The sequence below is a fragment of the Primorskyibacter flagellatus genome (assembly GCF_900176485.1).
GTDB classification, from domain to species: Bacteria; Pseudomonadota; Alphaproteobacteria; order Rhodobacterales; family Rhodobacteraceae; genus Primorskyibacter; species Primorskyibacter flagellatus.
On the sequence record NZ_FWYD01000002.1, the window covers coordinates 450,360 to 468,842 of the forward strand.

At 61.0% G+C, this 18,483-nt stretch carries 14 protein-coding genes; 9 read left to right on the forward strand and 5 right to left on the reverse strand.

Translation table 11 applies throughout. From position 1 onward, the window contains the following. Positions 1 to 15: 15 nt before the first annotated feature. The 8 genes from tsaE (at position 16) to hslU (ending at position 10,948) form a co-directional block, all read left to right on the forward strand. The gene (gene tsaE / locus B8991_RS04985) at positions 16 to 510 is read left to right on the forward strand and encodes a tRNA (adenosine(37)-N6)-threonylcarbamoyltransferase complex ATPase subunit type 1 TsaE (protein WP_412780452.1); all 495 of its coding nucleotides are present in this window, start codon (positions 16 to 18) and stop codon (positions 508 to 510) included. After that, a complete protein-coding gene (locus B8991_RS04990; RefSeq protein ID WP_084350916.1) occupies positions 507 to 1,505 on the forward strand; it encodes an aminoglycoside phosphotransferase family protein in 999 nt (332 codons plus the stop codon). The genes tsaE and B8991_RS04990 overlap by 4 nt, the downstream gene beginning before the upstream one ends. Further along, positions 1,505 to 2,164, forward strand: coding sequence for a nucleotidyltransferase family protein (locus B8991_RS04995; protein ID WP_084350917.1), 660 nt, complete (start codon positions 1,505 to 1,507; stop codon positions 2,162 to 2,164). Before B8991_RS04990 ends, B8991_RS04995 begins: the two co-directional genes overlap by 1 nt. Continuing rightward, positions 2,157 to 5,087, forward strand: coding sequence for a double-strand break repair protein AddB (gene addB, locus B8991_RS05000; RefSeq protein WP_084350919.1), 2,931 nt, complete (start codon positions 2,157 to 2,159; stop codon positions 5,085 to 5,087). The genes B8991_RS04995 and addB overlap by 8 nt, the downstream gene beginning before the upstream one ends. Next, positions 5,084 to 8,473 carry a double-strand break repair helicase AddA gene (gene addA / locus B8991_RS05005; protein WP_084350921.1) on the forward strand — a complete coding sequence of 1,130 codons (3,390 nt, stop codon included), beginning with the start codon at positions 5,084 to 5,086 and terminating at the stop codon, positions 8,471 to 8,473. The genes addB and addA overlap by 4 nt, the downstream gene beginning before the upstream one ends. A gap of 71 nt (positions 8,474 to 8,544) precedes the next feature. Continuing rightward, positions 8,545 to 8,865, forward strand: a complete 321-nt coding sequence (gene trxA / locus B8991_RS05010; protein WP_084350923.1) for a thioredoxin — start codon at positions 8,545 to 8,547, stop codon at positions 8,863 to 8,865. 143 nt (positions 8,866 to 9,008) lie between these two features. Then, positions 9,009 to 9,578: an ATP-dependent protease subunit HslV gene (gene hslV / locus B8991_RS05015; RefSeq protein ID WP_084350925.1), complete on the forward strand. Its 570-nt coding sequence runs from the start codon at positions 9,009 to 9,011 to the stop codon at positions 9,576 to 9,578. Positions 9,579 to 9,640: 62 nt separating this feature from the next. After that, positions 9,641 to 10,948 carry an ATP-dependent protease ATPase subunit HslU gene (gene hslU / locus B8991_RS05020; RefSeq protein ID WP_084350927.1) on the forward strand — a complete coding sequence of 436 codons (1,308 nt, stop codon included), beginning with the start codon at positions 9,641 to 9,643 and terminating at the stop codon, positions 10,946 to 10,948. Between the two features lie 105 nt (positions 10,949 to 11,053). Here hslU and B8991_RS05025 read toward each other — a convergent pair whose 3' ends face one another. From B8991_RS05025 to pip, 5 genes are all read right to left on the reverse strand, one after another. Then, entirely contained in the window at positions 11,054 to 12,598 is a 1,545-nt protein-coding gene (locus B8991_RS05025; protein WP_084350929.1) for an ABC transporter substrate-binding protein, read from the reverse strand. An 82-nt stretch (positions 12,599 to 12,680) separates the two neighbouring features. Beyond that, complete coding sequence (locus B8991_RS05030; protein WP_084350931.1) at positions 12,681 to 14,330, reverse strand: ABC transporter ATP-binding protein; 1,650 nt, start codon at positions 14,328 to 14,330, stop codon at positions 12,681 to 12,683. A 4-nt stretch (positions 14,331 to 14,334) separates the two neighbouring features. Further along, on the reverse strand, positions 14,335 to 15,507 hold the full coding sequence (locus tag B8991_RS05035) for an ABC transporter permease (RefSeq protein ID WP_084350933.1): 1,173 nt from the start codon (positions 15,505 to 15,507) through the stop codon (positions 14,335 to 14,337). Continuing rightward, positions 15,504 to 16,502 (reverse strand): ABC transporter permease, encoded by a 999-nt coding sequence (locus B8991_RS05040; RefSeq protein WP_084350935.1) that lies wholly within the window; start codon positions 16,500 to 16,502, stop codon positions 15,504 to 15,506. The genes B8991_RS05035 and B8991_RS05040 overlap by 4 nt, the downstream gene beginning before the upstream one ends. 93 nt (positions 16,503 to 16,595) lie before the next feature. Further along, positions 16,596 to 17,567 carry a prolyl aminopeptidase gene (gene pip, locus B8991_RS05045; protein WP_084351168.1) on the reverse strand — a complete coding sequence of 324 codons (972 nt, stop codon included), beginning with the start codon at positions 17,565 to 17,567 and terminating at the stop codon, positions 16,596 to 16,598. A gap of 48 nt (positions 17,568 to 17,615) precedes the next feature. Between pip and ubiG the strand changes: the two genes are divergently transcribed. Continuing rightward, complete coding sequence (ubiG, locus tag B8991_RS05050; protein ID WP_084350937.1) at positions 17,616 to 18,371, forward strand: bifunctional 2-polyprenyl-6-hydroxyphenol methylase/3-demethylubiquinol 3-O-methyltransferase UbiG; 756 nt, start codon at positions 17,616 to 17,618, stop codon at positions 18,369 to 18,371. Positions 18,372 to 18,483 lie beyond the last annotated feature (112 nt).

The window sequence follows — 18,483 nt, forward strand, 5'->3', positions numbered from 1 at the left end:
CTTGCAGCCACAGGCATGGGCGTTAATGTCGCCGCCATGTCACGCGGATCAACGACCTTTCACATAAATTCTGAACAGGCGACCTGTGCCTTTGCCCGGACCCTTGGCACCCGGCTGCAACCCGGCGACAGTGTACTGCTGGAAGGCGGCATCGGCGCAGGCAAGACCTTTTTCGCGCGACAGCTGATCCAGTCGTTGCTGACAGAGCCTGAAGACGTTCCCTCACCTACATTCACGCTTGTTCAGGTCTATGACAGCACGTCTGGTGAAATCTGGCACTGCGATCTGTACCGCCTTACCGACCCCGCGCAGTGTATCGAGCTTGGTCTTGAAGAGGCTTTTGAAAGCGCGATTTGCCTGATTGAGTGGCCCGACAGGCTTGGTTCGCTAACGCCAGAAGACGCGCTGACCATTCGGTTCTCCGAAACCGCTCAGGAAGACGCCCGCGAGTTGTCATTGAATTGGCACGGTGCGAAGTGGAAGTCCCGGCTTGAGGGAATAGTCGGATGACTTCGCCGGATGATTTTCTGTCACGGTCAGGCTGGACTGACGCTGACCGCGCATTGCTGGCCGGTGACGCCTCTTCGCGCACCTATATGCGTCTCACGGATGGCACGCGCAGTGCTATCTTGATGACTGACCCGGCGGGCGACACGCAGCTGTTTCAGACGCTCTCGGAGTATCTGGTCGAAAATGGTCTGAGCGCGCCGCGTATATTGGCCGCCGACACGGATAATGGTTTGCTTCTGCTGGAAGATCTCGGCGATGCGCTGTTTGCGCGTCTGGCAGAGGAGAATCCGTCGCAGGAGTCGCTGCTATACCGTACCGCCGCCGAAGTCTTGGCACGAGTCCACCGCCTGTCCCCTCCGGCCAACCTGCCGCGCGCCACGCCGGATATGCTGGCGCAGGCCACCGACCTCGTCTTCGATTGGTATGCCGAACATGCGGGTCAACCCGTGGCGGTTGATGCGAAATCTGCGGCGATCAATGCCATGCAGGATGCATTGCAGGCCCATGCAGGCGCGCCCTCGGTGATGATCCTGCGGGACTATCACGCCGAAAACCTGCTTTGGTTGCCGGACCGCACCGGCAGCGCACGCGCCGGCCTTCTGGACTTTCAGGACGCCATGCTGGGCCACGCGCCCTATGACCTCATGTCGCTTTTGCAGGACGCGCGCCGGGATGTGCCTGCCTCTGTCGTCGCTGACACGACAACCTATTTCCTAAAACTTACCGGCCATGACCCGGATCAATTTGCCGCCGCCGCCGCTGTTCTGGGTGCGCAAAGAAATCTGCGTATTCTCGGGGTCTTTACCCGGCTTTGCATCGGTGCGGGCAAGCCGCATTACATCGACCTGATCCCCCGTGTCTGGGCTCACCTGCAAACCAACCTCGCGCATCCGGTGCTTGCAGAACTGGCGCGGCAACTTGCGCCGCTTCTGCCGCCTCCTGAAACCGCCGTTCTGGAAAGGCTGAAATCGCAGTGTCCGACCCGCAAGCCGTGATGATCTTCGCCGCGGGCTTTGGCACGCGCATGAAGGACTTGACCCGAACCCGCCCGAAACCGCTGATCAAGGTCGCCGGGCGGCCCCTGATCGATCATGCGTTGGACCTGACCAAGCCATTTCCGGATTTGCGCCGTGTCGTCAACCTGCACTATCTGCCTGACCTTCTGCGCGCGCATCTGGCATCGACCGACGTTCTGTTCAGTCACGAGACCCCCGCGATCCTCGACACGGGCGGAGGGTTGCGGCAGGCGCTGACTTTGCTGCAATCCAATCCGGTATTCACCACGAATACCGATGCGGTCTGGCGCGGCCCCAATCCGTTTCAGTTGTTGGCAAATGCCTGGCGGCCCGACGACATGGATGCGCTTCTGCTCTGTGTGCCATTGCAGCACGCCATTGGACACAATGGCGAAGGGGATTTCACGCTCCTGCCGGACGGCCGCCTGCAACGCGGTCCGGGGCTGGTCTATAGCGGCGTGCAGATTATCCGGACGGACGGGCTTCACCCCATCCCCGAACAGGTCTTTTCGCTGAACGTACTTTGGAATGAAATCGCGAAGAACGGGCGACTTTATGGCCTGCCCTATGATGGTAAATGGTGCGATGTCGGCCACCCCGAAGGCATCGCGCTGGCCGAGGCGATGCTGGATGTTTAGCGATACGCCCGCCCCGCGCCTTTTTGGCTTGGCACCCGGTGTGGATTTCCCGGCCGCCCTGATCGACGGGCTGACCGAACGGATGGCCGATACCCCGCCAGAGGCTTGGGCGCAGGTCGAGCTGATCGTGAACACCCGCCGCATGTCCCGCCGGATCCGCGATATTTTTGACGCCGGGCCCCCAAAACTCTTGCCGCGCGTTCGTCTTCTGACATCGTTGGCGGACGCCACTGACATGCCCGACCTGCCGGATCCGGTGCCAGCCTTGCGGCGCAGGCTGGAACTGTCACAACTCATCGCCCGGCTACTGGACCAGCAACCCGATCTCGCCCCGCGCACGGCCCTGTTCGACCTTGCCGACAGCCTTACCGCCTTGATGGACGAGATGCAGGGCGAGGGCGTGCCGCCATCTGCCATCGCGGCGCTGGACGTGTCCGACCTCAGCGGTCATTGGGAGCGCGCACAAACCTTCATCAGCATCGTGCAAAGCTATTTCGACAAGGATGCAGAGCCCCCGGACACCGCCGCATGGCAACGGCTGGCGACGCTTCGGCTGATCCGCGATTGGGAACTCTCGCCGCCCGATCACCCGGTGATCCTTGCAGGCTCAACCGGGTCTCGTGGCACCACGGCGTTGTTGATGCGGGCCGTGGCGCGGCTGCCGCAGGGTGCGGTGGTTCTGCCCGGCTTTGATTACGACATGCCGGATCATGTCTGGGATGCGCTGACCGACGGGATGACAAGCGAGGATCACCCGCAATATCGCTTTGCCCGGTTGATGCAGCAAATGGAATTGCGCCCCGATCAGGTCACGCCCTGGTCGGACACGCCAGCACCCTCGGCAGATCGCAATCGACTGGTGTCGCTTTCCCTGCGGCCTGCGCCGGTCACCGATCAATGGCTTACGGACGGGCCGACCCTGCCGGACCTTACGATAGCGACCAAAGATGTGACCTTGCTGGAGGCGCCGACGCGTCGCGATGAGGCGCTGGCCATCGCCATGCGTCTGCGAAAGGCGGCAGAGGACGGTCAAACCGCAGCGCTGATAACGCCGGACCGGATGCTGACCCGTCAGGTAACCTCGGCCCTGGACCGCTGGGACATCGTGCCGGATGACAGCGCGGGCACGCCTTTGCAACTGACCCCACCGGGCCGCTTTCTGCGGCATGTGCTGGATCTGTTTCAGCGCCCCTGCACCGCCGAGACGCTGCTGACCCTTCTGAAACATCCGCTGACCCATACCGGGCAGGACCGCAATCGGCACCTGATCCTGACCCGCGAGTTGGAGCTTCACATCCGTCGGCAGGGCATCCCCTTCCCGACGGCAGAGGCATTGCAAGGCTGGGCGGAGAAACAGGACGCGGCGGAATGGCTTGCCTGGATGGCTGCCTGTTTCATGGTTGATCCGCTAAAGGGCAAGCGCCCCCTGTCGGACTGGGCAGAAACCCATATCGCGCGGGCCGAGGCGATCTCGGCCGGGCCAAACGCCACCGGCAGCGGCATCCTGTGGGATCAGGCGGCCGGCCGCTCTGCGAAAGCCGCCATGCAGCAGATCGCCGCCGAGGCGCCCCATGGCGGGGAAATGGACGCCACCGATTACGACTCCCTTGTTTCGGGCGTCCTGGTTTCGGCGGAACCGTTGCGCGATCGCGACGCGCCGCACCCGCATATCCTGATCTGGGGCACGCTGGAGGCACGGGTGCAGGGCACGGACCTGATGATCCTTGGCGGGCTGAACGAAGGCAGTTGGCCGGAACTGCCCGGCGCTGATCCTTGGCTGAACCGCAAGATGCGGCATGATGCGGGACTGTTGCTGCCTGAGCGGCGGATCGGCCTTGCGGCGCATGATTTCCAGCAGGCTGTTGCCGCGCCCGAGGTCTGGATGACCCGCTCCTTGCGATCGGATGACGCCGAAACGGTGGCCGGACGATGGCTGAACCGACTGACCAACCTGATGAACGGCCTGCCGGGTCGCAACGGGCCAAAAGCGCTGCGCCAGATGCAGGCTCGCGGCGCAGACTGGTTGGCCCATGCGCGCGCATTGGAGGCGACGGAACCCGTTGCTCCGGCCCTGCGCCCCTCCCCCTGTCCTCCGGTAGAGGCGCGTCCGAAACAACTGTCCGTCACCGAGATCAAACGGCTTATCCGCGATCCCTATGCGATCTACGCCCGTCATGTCTTGCGGCTGCGACCGCTTGATCCGTTGCAACGCGCGCCGGATGCTTTGCTGCGGGGCATCCTGCTGCATAGCGTGATCGAACACTTCGTGCGCGACGTCACCGCGAACCCGTCGCTGCTGACCCCCCAACACCTGTCCGCCATTGCGCGGGAACGGCTGGACAGCGATGTGCCGTGGCCCTCGACCAGACGGATCTGGCAGGCGCGGCTTGACAAGGCCGCAGGTGGTTTTGTCGCGAACGAGGCACAAAGGCAAACTGCCGCAACGCCCGTCGTGCATGAGACACGAGGGCGCGCAGAGATCCCGATGCTGGGTTTCACCCTGACGGCCATGGCCGACCGCATCGACCGCGACAGCGAGGGCAGGTTGCATATCTTCGATTATAAGACTGGCACGCCGCCCAGCCCATCCGAGCAGGCGAAATTCGACAAGCAACTGCTGCTGGAGGCGGCGATGGCCACACAGGGCGCGTTCGACGGTCTGGCACCCGCAGAGGTCGCGCAGGCGCTCTATATCGGGCTGACCGCCCCGCCCAAAGAGGTTCCCGCTCCGCTGGGCAAGGAACCGCCCGAAAAGGTTTGGGACGAGTTCACCGCGCTTATTGCCGCCTATCAACAGGCCGATCAGGGGTTTACCGCCCGCCGCGCGATGCAGGAGGACAAGCACGTTTCCGACTATGATCAGCTTTCGCGGTTCGGCGAATGGGACGGCGCGGACGATGCCACCCAAGAGGTGCTGGAATGATCCGCGACGACGCCACAGAGGCGCAGGTACGCGCCGCGCACCCTTCGGAATCAACGTGGCTGTCAGCCAATGCAGGGTCAGGCAAGACCCGTGTGCTGACCGACCGTGTGGCACGGCTGCTGCTGAACAAGGTGTCGCCCTCGCATATTCTGTGCCTGACCTACACCAAAGCGGCCGCAAGCGAGATGCAGAACCGGCTGTTTCGGCGGCTGGGTGAATGGGCGATGCTGGATGATGCGGCGCTCAGCTCAGAACTGGATCAGCTTGGTGTCGAATCCGCGCTGGACGAAGAGTTTCTGCAACAGGCGCGCACCCTGTTTGCCCGCGCGATCGAAACGCCGGGCGGCCTGCGCATCCAGACCATTCATTCCTTCTGCGCGGCGCTTTTGCGCCGGTTCCCGCTGGAGGCGGGCATCAGCCCGCAATTCAAGGAAATGGAGGACCGCGCCGCCATCTTGCTTCAGGCCGAAGTGGTCGATGCGCTGGCGCTTTCCCATCCTGCCGAAGTCACCGCCGCCGCCTGGCACTTTTCCTCCGATGACGATCTGGAAAGCCTGACAAAGGACATTTTGCAGCACCGCACCGCCCTGTCGCGCCCCCTTGCCGAACCCGAGATAAAGGCGCTTTACGGCCTTGATCCCGACACGTCGCGCGCCAGTATCGCCCAAACGGTTTTCCTTGGCGGCGAGGCGGAATTGCTGGCGGAACTGGTGTCTGCGCTCCGCTCCAGCAGTGCGATGGATCTTCGGGCTGTCGGGCCGCTGGGCGGGATCGGCCTTCCGGATTTCGATGCATTACCGGTGATGGAAGGCGTGTTTTTAACAGGCGCTGGCGCGAAAGACCCCTTCACGGCGAAGATCGGCACCTTTCCGACCAAGGGGCTGCAAAAATCCATTCCCCACCTAATGCCCCGGCTGGAGGATTTGATGCGCCGGGTCGAAAGCGCCCGCGAAGAACGTCTTGCCCTGCTCGCAGCAGAGAAAACGCACGCGCTGCACCGGTTCGCGGCACTGTTCCTGCCCAAATTCGACGCCGCGAAGCAACGCAAGGGCTGGCTCGACTTCGATGATCTGATCTTCAAGGCCCGCGCCCTTTTGAACGACCCCAAAGTAGCGGCTTGGGTGCTGTACAAGCTGGACGGCGGCATAGACCATATCCTTGTCGATGAGGCGCAGGACACCAGCCCGGTGCAATGGCAGATCATTGAACGGTTGGCGCAGGAATTCACCGCAGGCGTCAGCGCGCGGTCGGATCACATCCGCACCGTTTTCGTGGTTGGGGACCGCAAGCAATCCATCTATTCGTTCCAGGGCGCTGACCCGCGTGAATTCGACCGGATGCGGGACGAGTTCGAACAACGGCTGGCCGCCTCGCCCACGCCGCTGCAAAGCCTGACGCTGCAATACTCGTTCCGCTCTGCCACGCCGGTGCTGCAACTTGTGGACAAGACATTCGAGGGGCGCAACGACGCGGGCTTTGGCGAAGAGGCCGCGCACCGGGCCTTCAAATCCGACATGCCGGGGCGCGTCGATCTGTGGCCGGTGGTCGAACGCAACAGTGAGAAAGACGAAACCCCTTGGTACGAACCGCTGGACCGACCCGACACGCGGCACCACACCGTAACGCTGGCAGGGCGCATCGCCGGGTTCATCCACGACCAGATCGGCCAGCCCATCGCGCAAGAGATCGGCAATACCGGGCAATATCAGACGCGCCAGATTCATGCCGGTGATTTTCTGATCCTCGTGCAGCGGCGCGGGCCGTTGTTTCAGGAGATCATCCGCGCCTGCAAGGCCGGTGGGTTGCCGATTGCCGGTGCCGACAGGCTCAAGGTCGGGGCGGAATTGGCGGTGCGCGATCTGGCGGCCGTGCTCAAGGTTCTGGCAACGCCCGAGGACAGCCTGTCGCTCGCGGAAGCGTTGAAATCCCCTCTGTTCGGCTGGACGGAACAGCAGGTCTTTGATCTGGCCCATCGTCGCGACGGCCCGTTTCTGTGGGCTGCATTGCGCAAGCGTCGTGACGAATTCCCCAATGTCTGGGCCGTCCTGAACGACCTGATGGGCAAGACCGATTTTCTGCGGCCCTACGACCTTATCGAGCGTATCCTCACCCGGCATGACGGCCGCCGCAAACTGTTGGCCCGGCTGGGGGAAGAGGCCGAGGACGGGATCAACGCGCTGCTGTCCCAGGCGCTTGGCTATGAGCAATCGGATATCCCCAGTCTCACCGGGTTCCTGCAATGGATGCAGACCGACGACTTCGTCATAAAGCGGCAGGCCGATAGCGCAGGAAAACGCATCCGGGTGATGACCGTGCATGGCGCAAAAGGGCTGGAGGCCCCAATCGTGATGCTGCCCGATAGCGGTCAGCGGATCCAGCGGGCATCCCGCGGTCTTTTGAAATGCGCAGACACGGTGATCTGGCCTGCAACTGCGGCGCAAAGCCCCTCCGTGCAGTCCGAAGCGCAGGAGGCAGAGCGCGCCGCCCAACGCAACGAACGCGACCGGTTGCTCTACGTCGCCATGACCCGCGCCGAAAAGTGGCTGATCGTCGCCGCGGCCGGCGAGCTGGGCAAGGACGGCGAAGCGTGGCACGACCGGGTGCGCGTCGGCATGGAGAATGCAGGCGCCGAACCACACGGGTTCGATTTTGGCGAACTGGGCTCCGGACCGGGATTGCGCATGCAGACCGGCGATTGGGAAAGCCCCCCGCAGATTTCGCCAGAGCCCTCGGTCAGTGAAACGGCAGCTTTGCCTCCGTTCATGTCCCAGCCGGCCCCGCTTGTCATCCCCCCCGCAGAAACCCTTAGCCCATCTGATCTGGGGGGTGCCAAGGCCCTGCCCGGTGAGGCTGGGCTGGACGAGGAAACGGCCAAGACGCTGGGGTCCGCCTTGCATCTGTTGCTGGAACATTTGCCAATTGTGACCAGCGATCTTCGTGCCGCCCGAGCCGACAGGCTGCTGGCGCGCGCCGGTGAAATCCTGTTGCCCGAACATCGCGCTCAGTTGGTGAAAGAGGCGCTATACCTGCTGGACGCACCCGAACTGGCGCATCTTTTCGGCGAGGGCACATTGGCCGAAGTGCCAATCACCGCGACCCTGCACGCGCTTGGCGGTCGGCGCATCCACGGGGTCATCGACAGGCTGATTATCACCCCGCAAAAGATCACCGCCGTGGATTTCAAATCAAACCGCACCGTTCCCGACAGCCCGGAAAACTGCCCCGATGGCCTGCTGCGGCAGATGGGCGCCTATGCCGCTGCCCTTGAAGAGATCTACCCGAACCACCAGATTGAAACCGGTATCTTATGGACTGCGGTGCCGCGATACATGCCCTTACCTAACGATATGGTGAGTGTTGCCCTGTCCATGACCGCCACATCTTGACGTCATGCGCCGGGCTTCCTAGGTTTCATGCCCAAGATGAAAACCCCTCGAATCTCTTTAGGAGAACCCCAATGGCTACCGTGGCAGTGACCGACGACACGTTCGACGCCGAAGTAAAAAATTCCGACATCCCCGTTGTGGTGGATTTCTGGGCCGAATGGTGCGGTCCTTGCAAGCAGATCGGCCCAGCCCTTGAAGAGCTGTCCGCCGAGATGGATGGACAGATCAAGGTGGCCAAGGTCGATGTTGACCAGAACCCTAATTCCGCAGCGGCAATGGGCGTGCGCGGCATTCCAGCGCTGTTCATTTTCAAGGACGGTCAGGTGGTGTCCAACCGTGCCGGGGCTGCTCCAAAAGCTGCGCTGGAAAGCTGGATCAAGGAATCGATCTAAGCGCCGGTCCGACCCACAGACATCGAAAGGGCACCCCTCGCGGTGCCCTTTTTGCTGGGGGTTGCAAGCTGCGCAAACGCGCCTGCCCTTGCACCCTGTCACCCCGCCCGCCATATACGCCGGGAAGGAAACGGAGGCACCACATGGCAGAAAACGACTTTCCCGGTTGGCACGGCACCACAATTATCGGTGTGCGCAAAGGCGGCCGCGTGGTGATTGCAGGCGACGGACAGGTCAGCCTGGGCCAGACAGTGATCAAGGGCACCGCCCGCAAGGTGCGCCGGATTTCGCCAGGCGGCTACGATGTTGTTGCAGGGTTTGCCGGCTCCACCGCCGACGCCTTTACGTTGTTGGAACGGCTGGAAACCAAACTTGAGGCAACCCCCGGTCAGCTTCAGCGCGCCAGTGTCGAACTTGCCAAGGACTGGCGCACCGACAAATACCTGCAAAAACTCGAAGCGATGCTGATCGTCACCGACGGGACGGATCTGTATGTGATCACTGGCGCGGGCGACGTGCTGGAACCCGAACATGACGTCACCGCGATCGGCTCTGGCGGCAACTACGCACTCGCCGCCGGCCGGGCACTGATGGATACCGAACTGGACGCCGAAAGCGTCGCGCGCCGTGCGATGGCCATCGCTGCGGATATTTGCGTCTACACCAATGGAAATCTCACGGTCGAAACCATCGACGGCAAAGACGCTTCCTGAGTGGCTTGCCAACTTTTGCCTCAAGATGTGCGCCCGACGTGACCGTTGCATAAGGACCCGCTATGACTGACCTGACCCCCCGCGAGATCGTATCAGAGCTTGACCGGTTCATTATCGGCCAGAACGATGCCAAGCGCGCTGTCGCCGTTGCCCTTCGCAACCGCTGGCGCCGCAAGCAGTTGGCAGATGACCTGCGCGACGAGGTTTACCCCAAGAACATCCTGATGATCGGCCCGACAGGTGTCGGCAAGACCGAGATCAGCCGCCGTCTGGCCAAGCTTGCCCGCGCGCCGTTCATCAAGGTGGAAGCCACGAAATTCACCGAAGTCGGCTATGTTGGTCGCGATGTAGAACAGATCGTGCGTGACCTTGTCGATGCTGCCATCGCAATGACCCGCGAATACATGCGCGAAGACGTGAAATCCGCCGCGCATCATGCGGCAGAGGAACGCGTGATCACTGCCATCGCCGGTGAGGATGCCCGCGAAGGTACGCGCGAGATGTTCCGCAAGAAGCTGAAATCAGGCGAGCTGGACAGCACAGAGATTGAACTCGATCTGGCCGACACCTCCAACCCGATGCCGACATTCGATATTCCCGGACAGCCGGGCGCCAATATGGGCATGATGAACTTGGGCGACCTTTTCGGAAAGGCATTTCAGGGCCGCACGACACGCAAACGCATGACCGTGGCCGAAAGCTACGAAGCGCTGATCTCGGAAGAGGCGGACAAGCTTTTGGACGACGAAACCGTAAAGGCCGCGGCGATTGAGGCGGTGGAACAGAACGGTATCGTTTTCCTCGACGAAATCGACAAGGTATGTGCCCGCAGCGATGCGCGCGGCGGCGATGTCAGCCGCGAAGGCGTGCAGCGCGATTTGCTCCCGCTGATCGAGGGCACCACCGTCAGCACCAAACATGGCCCGGTGAAGACCGACCATATCCTGTTTATCGCCAGCGGCGCGTTTCACATTGCCAAGCCTTCGGACCTCTTGCCGGAACTTCAGGGCCGCTTGCCGATCCGCGTGAACCTGCGCGCGCTGACAGAGGCGGATTTCGTGCGGATCCTCACAGAGACGGACAATGCGCTGACGCTGCAATACACCGCCCTGATGGCCACCGAAAAGGTCGAGGTGACCTTTACCGAGGACGGCATCGCGGCCTTGGCAAAGATCGCCGCCGACGTGAACCAATCGGTTGAAAATATCGGGGCGCGGCGTCTTTACACCGTGATGGAGCGCGTTTTCGAAGACCTGAGTTTCGACGCCCCCGATCAATCCGGAAGTGATGTCACCGTTGACGCGGAGTTTGTGGACAAGCATCTGGGTGAGTTGACAAAATCCACCGATCTCAGCCGCTACGTCCTGTGACCTTCGGATAAGCTTGACTGACCTGTGGGCGCGACCATTTCCGCGCTACCGCCAATAAAAAGCCCCGCAAATTGCGGGGCTTCTGTCGTTTGGATATGACGAGGATTACGCGAACCACCACCGTTCGATAAAGCGGCTGCCGTCCATCTGGAAAGAATTGCCGATCGTTCCCGAATTCGCCAGCTTGGTGGAATGTGCGTCAACATAGTTGGCATACATCGGGATCACCGAGCCGCCATTCGTCGAACACAGCATCTGCATCTCGGTATACATGTCGCGACGCTTGCTGCTGTCCAACTCTGCCCGTGCGGACAGAAGCAATTCCTGAAAACGGGCATTTTCCCAGCCGGTGTCGTTCCACGGCGCGCCGGACGCATAGGCCGACGAGAACATCCAGTCCTCAGTCGCACGACCCGACCAATAGGACGCGCACCACGGTTTTTTCAGCCAGACATTGGACCAGTACCCATCCGCTGGTTCCTGAACCACGTTGATGTTCACGCCCGCCGCCTTGGCTGACGCCTGATAAAGCTGTGCAGCGTCAACCGCACCGGCAAATGCCGCGCTGGAGGCCGACAAGTCAACGCTCAGCCCCTCAAGACCCGCCTCTTTCAACAGCGCCTTCGCCTTGTCCGGATCATAGCTGTTCTGCGGCAGATCGGCTGCATAATACTGGTTCGCGGGACCGATTGGGTGGTCATTCGCAACAGACCCGTGACCCAACAGGATTTTCTGGACCATCTCGTCGCGGTTGATCGCGTGTTTCAGCGCCTGACGCACCTTGAGATTGCTGAACGGATCCAGCGCCGTCAGCATCGGGAAGGTGAAGTGCCGGTTGCCCGTCACCTCGAAGATGTTGACGTTGGGATTTGCCTTCAGCAGCGCTTCGGTCTTGTAATCGACACGGTTGACGGCATCGACCTGACCCGTCATCAGCGCGTTCATTCGGGCCGACGCATCGTTGATCGCAATAACTTCGATCTGGTCGAACCACCCCGCCTTGCCGTCCTTGTAATGGCTGTCAACGCGGCTCAGCAATGTCCGCACACCGGGATCGAACGCTTCGACCTTATACATGCCGGTCCCGATGCCTTTGGCAATGGCTTCGTCGATCTGGCCCGCCGGGTACATCAGCAGGTGGTAATCCGCCAAGAGGAACGGGAAGTCAGCATTGCCCGATTCAAGCGTAAAGACAACCTCGTGATCGCTGACCTTCTTGATTTCCGAAATCGCCGACACAATCGGCTTGGCCGCTGATTTCGACCCTTCTGCCGTGTGCATGTTCAGCGATTCAATCACGTCATCTGCACCAAAGGCCTTGCCGTTGTGGAACGTCACGCCCTGACGCAGCTTGAACGTCCAGGTTTTCGCATCTGCCGACGCTTCCCAGCTTTCGGCCAATTCGCCGATCAATTCACCGCTGGCCGACACTTCAGTCATGCAATCAAACACGGCACCGTAGGCACACATGATCATGTAGGTATCTGAATGCGTCCGGCCGTCCCAGGTGTCGGATGTATTGGCACCCGCAAGTCCCAGACGCAGCGTTCCCCCACGCTTGGCCTCGGCGCGCAAAGGCAGGCCCGTCGCTGCAAGAACGCTCGCGGCTGCACCGGTTTTCAGCAGGCTTCGTCTGCTAATCTGTACCATTTTTTCGTCTCCCTGTACTTTTCTTTATCGCGGATCTTCCGCAAATCCTGGACCCCGCCCCTTACCGAAGCGTTGACGATTCTCATCCCATCTTATCAACTGCGGCGTCGCCGATGTTATCAACTCCGCGTTCCGCAAGCAGGTTTGTCAGCCAATCCGGATCCATTTCCGGCACGGAACTGAGCAGCAGATCGGTATAGGCGTGATGGGGCGGGCGGAACATCTCGTCCTTTGGCCCCTGTTCGATCACCTGCCCCTCTTTCATCACAACAACCTCATCGGCGATGGATCGCACCGTCGCAAGATCATGGGTTATGAACATATAGCTGAGTTTCAACTCGTCCTGAAGGCGCGCCAGCAGTTTGAGGATACCTTCGGCGACCAATTGATCCAGCGCGCTGGTGACCTCGTCGCAAATGATGAAACGCGGCTCGGCTGCCAAAGCGCGGGCAATGCCAATGCGCTGCTTCTGACCGCCCGAAAGCTCTGACGGCAGGCGGTCGAAATACTGATCGGCGGGCAGCTCGATTTCATCCAGCAACTGCTCAACCCGGCGGCGGCGGTCACGCCCGCGCAGGCCCATGTAGAATTGCACGGGCCGGCCGATGATCTCGCCAATCGTCTTGCGGGGATTTAGCGCGGTGTCCGCCATCTGGTAGATCATCTGCACCTGTCGCAGCTGGTCTTTGCTGCGCTTACGGTAATCGGCGGGCATCTCAACCCCGTCGACCATGATCGACCCGACCAACGGCGGCAGTAGCCCGGTGATGCAGCGCGCAGCCGTGGACTTGCCAGAGCCGCTTTCGCCCACAACTGCCACGGTACGCCCTTCATGGATGTCGAAACTGACGTTCCGCAGCACCTTTACCGGCCCGTAAGCGGCGGTCACCTTGCGGACAGAAACAACCGGCACCGCGCCGGAAGCCACCACGCGCTTTTGCGGGCGCTTGAATTCGCGCACTGCCCAAAGGCTTTTGGTATAGTCTTCTTTCGGGTGAGACAGCATCTCGCGGGTTTCGGCCTCTTCGACCTCATCCCCCTTCAACAATACCTTGATGCGGTCGGCCATCTGCGCCACCACCGCCAGATCATGGGTGATGTAGATCGCGGCGGTATCGAATTGCTCGACAATATCACGGATCGCGGCCAGCACCTCGATCTGAGTTGTCACGTCCAGCGCCGTCGTCGGCTCGTCGAAGATGATCAGATCCGGGCGGCAGGACATCGCCATTGCCGTCATCGCGCGTTGCAACTGTCCGCCGGACACCTGATGCGGGTAGCGAAAACCGATCTCTTCGGGGTTGGGCAGACGCAAGCGACGATACAGCTCCACCGCGTCGGCGGCGCTTTCGCTGCGCGACATGACGCCATGCTGGACCGGTGCCTCAGTATGCTGGTCGATCAGTTTATGCGCCGGGTTAAAGCTGGCGGCGGCGGATTGCGCGACATAGGCGATGCGGGTGCCCAACAGTTTGCGCTTGGTCTCGGCCGAGGCGTTGACCAGATCAATGCCGTCAAACTCCACCGAACCATCGGAAATGCGCACGCCGTCGCGGGTAAAGCCCATCCCGGCCAGCCCGATGGTGGATTTACCCGCCCCGCTTTCACCGATCAGACCCAAAACCTCACCCTTGTGCAGATCCAGATCCACACCGTTGATGATCGGCAGCCACGTCTCGTCCGACCGGCCTTCGATCTTCAGGCCCCGGATTTTCAACAGAAGATCACTCATCGGTTCAATCCTTCAGCCCCGAGGTCCGGTGCAGCATCCAGTCCACCACAAAATTCACTGCAACCGTCAGCAGCGCGATGGCACCCGCTGCCAAAAGCGGCAGAGCAGCGGTCAGCGGCGAGAAGGCGGCGAAATTGATGAATTGCGACAGATCACGCACCATCGTGCCCCAATCGGCCAAAGGCGGCTGGATACCGACGCCCAGAAAGCTGAGCGATGCGATGGTCAGGAACACGAAACAGAACCGCAGCCCGAACTCTGCCAACAAGGGCGCGTAGGCGTTTGGCAGGATCTCCTTGAAGATCAGGTAGGGCAGCCCCTCGCCGCGCAGCTTCGCCGCCTCGATGTAATCCATCACCACGATGTTCAACCCGACGGCGCGGGCAAGACGAAACACACGGGTGGAATCGATCACCGCGATAATGAGGATCATGTAGACGGTCAGCAGCCATTTCTCGGACCCCGCCCAGGCACTGGCGATGGTCATCAACAGAAGCGCGAAAATCAACGACGGGATCGCCATCAGCACATCCACCGCCCGGCTGAGCACCTGATCCAGCCAGCCTTGCAAGGTCGCGGCAAGAAATCCCAATGAGCCGCCAAGCAGAAACGCCAGACAGGTCGTGACGAACGCAATGCCCACGGTATTTTGTGCGCCGTAGATCAGACGGGACAGAAGGTCGCGCCCGATCTGGTCGGTGCCAAGCGGAAAGGCCGGATCGCCTCCGGTTTCCGGGTTGCCACCGGGCAGGATGTTGACGCGGGCGAAGACCTCTTCCTGCCCATGCGGCGCAATGGCCCCGGCAAAAATCGCAAGGACTGCGTAAATCAGGATGATCAGGATTCCGAAGCTGGCAGTCAAAGGCATCTCGCGGAACAGCTTGCGGGTGCCGGCCGTCCCCACCGCACGGCCCAGAAGGCGGAAAAGCCAGGCGACGATTGCGAAGATTACGACGCCCTGAAACGCCCAGCGAAAGAACACCGCGCCGGGCTGAAACCACAGCCAAAGCCCGCCAAGCAACGCCCCGGCCGCCAGAGCATATCCAAAGGCGACACCATACGGCATGTCGCGGAAATACGGGCTATTGCCGGTGATGTTCTGTCCCGCCAGACGGAACGCCCATCCGGCAAGACCAAGCGCCAGCACCATCAGCAGGATCCAGAGTATCATGCTCATTTGGGATGCCTCAGGCGCGGATTGGACAGCAAAGACATGATATCCGCCGTCAGATTCAGCAGGATATAGGCCGCCGCGAAAATCAGGCAGCAGGCCTGTACCAGCGGGATGTCACGGTTCTTGACGCCGTCCACGAACAACTGCCCGATGCCGGGATAGACAAAGACAACCTCGACCACGACCACCCCGGTGATGAGATAGGCAAGGTTCAGCGCGACCACGTTGATGATCGGCGCCAGCGCGTTGGGCAGGGCGTGCTTGACGATCACCCGCAGGGGCGAGATGCCCTTCAGCCGCGCCATCTCGATATAGGGCGAGGCGAGCAGGTTGATGATTGCCGCGCGGGTCATACGCATCATATGCGCCGTGACCACCAGCGTCAGCGTCAACGCGGGCAACAGCGTCTTTTGCAGACGTTCGCCAAAGCCCATGCCGTCATAGATATTCGACAGCGACGGCAGCACCGGATTGAGCACCGCAAGAAACAGGATCAGCACATAAGCCAGAAAAAACTCCGGGCTGGAGATCGAACTGAGCGTGAAGACATTTGCCGCCTTGTCGAACGCCGAATTGCGATAGAGTGCTGCCAGAACGCCCAGAAAGATCGAGAATGGCACAGCAATGCAGGCCGTGACGCCCGCGAGGAACATCGTGTTGGCAAATCGTGGCGCGATCTGCGTGGCGACCGTGACTTCGGTTCCGCCACTCTCTGCGCCGACGAAGCTGGCAAAGTTTGCCTGCGCGAACGAAGACCCCAGATCCCCCTGCACCGCGCCCGCAAGCCAAGTGAAATAACGGCTTACCGGGGGTTGATCCAATCCAAGGTCCTGCCGGATCGCGGCGATCGCCTCTGGTGTGGCGGCCTGCCCCAGAATCGCCTGCGCAAAATCGCCGGGCAGCATGTTTACCGCCGTGAAGATAACAATTGATACGATGAACAGGGTCAACACACCCAGCGCAATGCGCTGCAAGATGATGCGAAAGACTGATGACACCTGACCTCTTTCAGTTGTTTCTGCTGATGGCGTGAAGCGTAACCGCTGACGGATCTAAGTAAACCCCTGTGACGAAGAACGCTGCGTCCGGTTTTAGCGGCCGGTCAGTTGATCCATGATTTTGACCAGCTCTGCGCTGATGCCGGGTTCGGACAGCGCGTGCCCGGCATTCCGGATCATGCGCAGTTCCGCATTTGGCCACGCATTCGCGAGTTGCCAGGCACGTTCCGGCGGGCAGATCATATCGTAGCGGCCCTGCACGATCACGCCGGGAATATGCGCGATCCGGTCAACATGGGCGAGGATCTGACCGTCAAAATCCAGAAAGCCCGCATTGGTAAAATAGTGGTTTTCCAACCGCGCAAAGGCCCGCGCGTAATCCCCCGGCGCATCGCCGCCCGATCCGCTTGAATAGACCGAGGCAAGCGCATTTTCCCAAGCAGACCAAGCCTTTGCATATTGCGTCTCGATCCGCAGATCATTCGAAAACAGCCGCTTGTGATAGGCACCGATCATGTCGTGCCGCTCATCTTCCGGGATCAGGTCAGAGAAGCGCGCCCAAGGTTCGGGCCAGAACAGCCCGGCCCCGCCACCATAGAACCAGTCCAATTCCGCCTGGGTCATCATGAACACGCCGCGCAGCACCAGATTGCTGACATGCTCGGGATGCGTCTCGGCATAGATCAGCGCCAGCGTCGCGCCCCAGCTGCCGCCGAAGACGATGAACTTCTCGACCCCCAAATCCTCGCGGATCTGTTCAATATCGGCAACCAGATCCCATGTCGTGTTGTTGATGACGCTGGCATGAGGCCGTGACCGGCCACATCCGCGCTGATCGAAAAGCACGGCACGATACACCTTGGGATCGAAATAGCGCCGCATCGTCGGGCTGCACCCGCCGCCGGGGCCGCCATGCAGCACGATCACCGGAATCCCGTCCGGATTGCCGCATTGCTCGACATAGATCGTGTGTCCGCCTCCGACCTCCATCATGCGTTGGTCGAACGGATCGAGGGGTGGATAAAGATGCTGCACTGCGCGCTTTTGGCCCGAGAATTTGTCCATGACCGATCTATATATGGACAAGCAGACAAAAAACACAGGAACTTCGCGATGCAGGCAACTCAGACCACGGTCGACCCGTCGGAAATTGCCAAATTCGAAGCGATGGCCGCCGAATGGTGGGATCCGAACGGCAAATTCAAGCCGCTGCACATGCTCAATCCGTGCAGGCTGGATTACATCACCAGCCAGATCTCGGAAGAATTTGATCGTGATCTCAATGCCTTGCGGCCTTTCAAAGGCCTGCGTATTCTGGACATCGGCTGTGGCGGCGGGCTTTTGTGCGAACCGATGGCACGACTGGGCGCAACGGTGGTCGGTGCCGATGCGGCAGAAGGTAACATCCCCGTCGCGCAGGTTCACGCGCAGCAATCGGGACTGGAGATCGACTATCGCCACACCACAGCCGAGGCGATGGCAGCGGCCGAAGAACAGTTCGACGTAGTGCTGAACATGGAAGTGGTAGAACACGTCGCCGACCCGCTTGCTTATCTGACCGCCTGCAAAGACTTGTTGAAACCCAAAGGGTTACACATCTGCTCGACAATCAATCGCAACCCCAAAAGCTTTGCCATGGCGATTGTCGGTGCGGAATATGTGATGCGCTGGCTGCCGAAAGGGACGCATGAATGGGCCAAGTTCATCACCCCGGAAGAGCTGTTCGACCTGATGCGCAAGGCAGGGCTTGATCCGGTGGATCGCAAGGGCTTCGTCTTCAACCCGATCACCTGGCAATGGCGCCTGTCCGACCGCGACCTGAGCGTGAATTACGTCACCGCCAGCCTGAAACCGGGGCCGTCCGTTTGAGGCCTTTTGGGGCTTTTGTGCTGCAATTGTGTACATAAGCCCCTTGGGGCCAAGATGGGGGCACCTTGCGGGGATTCCTGTTCGTCATTCGGTGCCCGGCCCCAAGACTGAA

Excerpts from the sequence above, each read along its gene's own strand:
- tsaE (WP_412780452.1), top strand. The coding sequence starts at position 16 with ATGGGCGTTAATGTCGCCGCCATGTCACGCGGATCAACGACCTTTCAC.
- B8991_RS04990 (WP_084350916.1), top strand. The coding sequence starts at position 507 with ATGACTTCGCCGGATGATTTTCTGTCACGGTCAGGCTGGACTGACGCT.
- B8991_RS04995 (WP_084350917.1), top strand. The coding sequence starts at position 1,505 with ATGATCTTCGCCGCGGGCTTTGGCACGCGCATGAAGGACTTGACCCGA.
- addB (WP_084350919.1), top strand. The coding sequence starts at position 2,157 with ATGTTTAGCGATACGCCCGCCCCGCGCCTTTTTGGCTTGGCACCCGGT.
- addA (WP_084350921.1), top strand. The coding sequence starts at position 5,084 with ATGATCCGCGACGACGCCACAGAGGCGCAGGTACGCGCCGCGCACCCT.
- trxA (WP_084350923.1), top strand. The coding sequence starts at position 8,545 with ATGGCTACCGTGGCAGTGACCGACGACACGTTCGACGCCGAAGTAAAA.
- hslV (WP_084350925.1), top strand. The coding sequence starts at position 9,009 with ATGGCAGAAAACGACTTTCCCGGTTGGCACGGCACCACAATTATCGGT.
- hslU (WP_084350927.1), top strand. The coding sequence starts at position 9,641 with ATGACTGACCTGACCCCCCGCGAGATCGTATCAGAGCTTGACCGGTTC.
- B8991_RS05025 (WP_084350929.1), bottom strand. The coding sequence starts at position 12,598 with ATGGTACAGATTAGCAGACGAAGCCTGCTGAAAACCGGTGCAGCCGCG.
- B8991_RS05030 (WP_084350931.1), bottom strand. The coding sequence starts at position 14,330 with ATGAGTGATCTTCTGTTGAAAATCCGGGGCCTGAAGATCGAAGGCCGG.
- B8991_RS05035 (WP_084350933.1), bottom strand. The coding sequence starts at position 15,507 with ATGAGCATGATACTCTGGATCCTGCTGATGGTGCTGGCGCTTGGTCTT.
- pip (WP_084351168.1), bottom strand. The coding sequence starts at position 17,567 with ATGGACAAATTCTCGGGCCAAAAGCGCGCAGTGCAGCATCTTTATCCA.
- ubiG (WP_084350937.1), top strand. The coding sequence starts at position 17,616 with ATGCAGGCAACTCAGACCACGGTCGACCCGTCGGAAATTGCCAAATTC.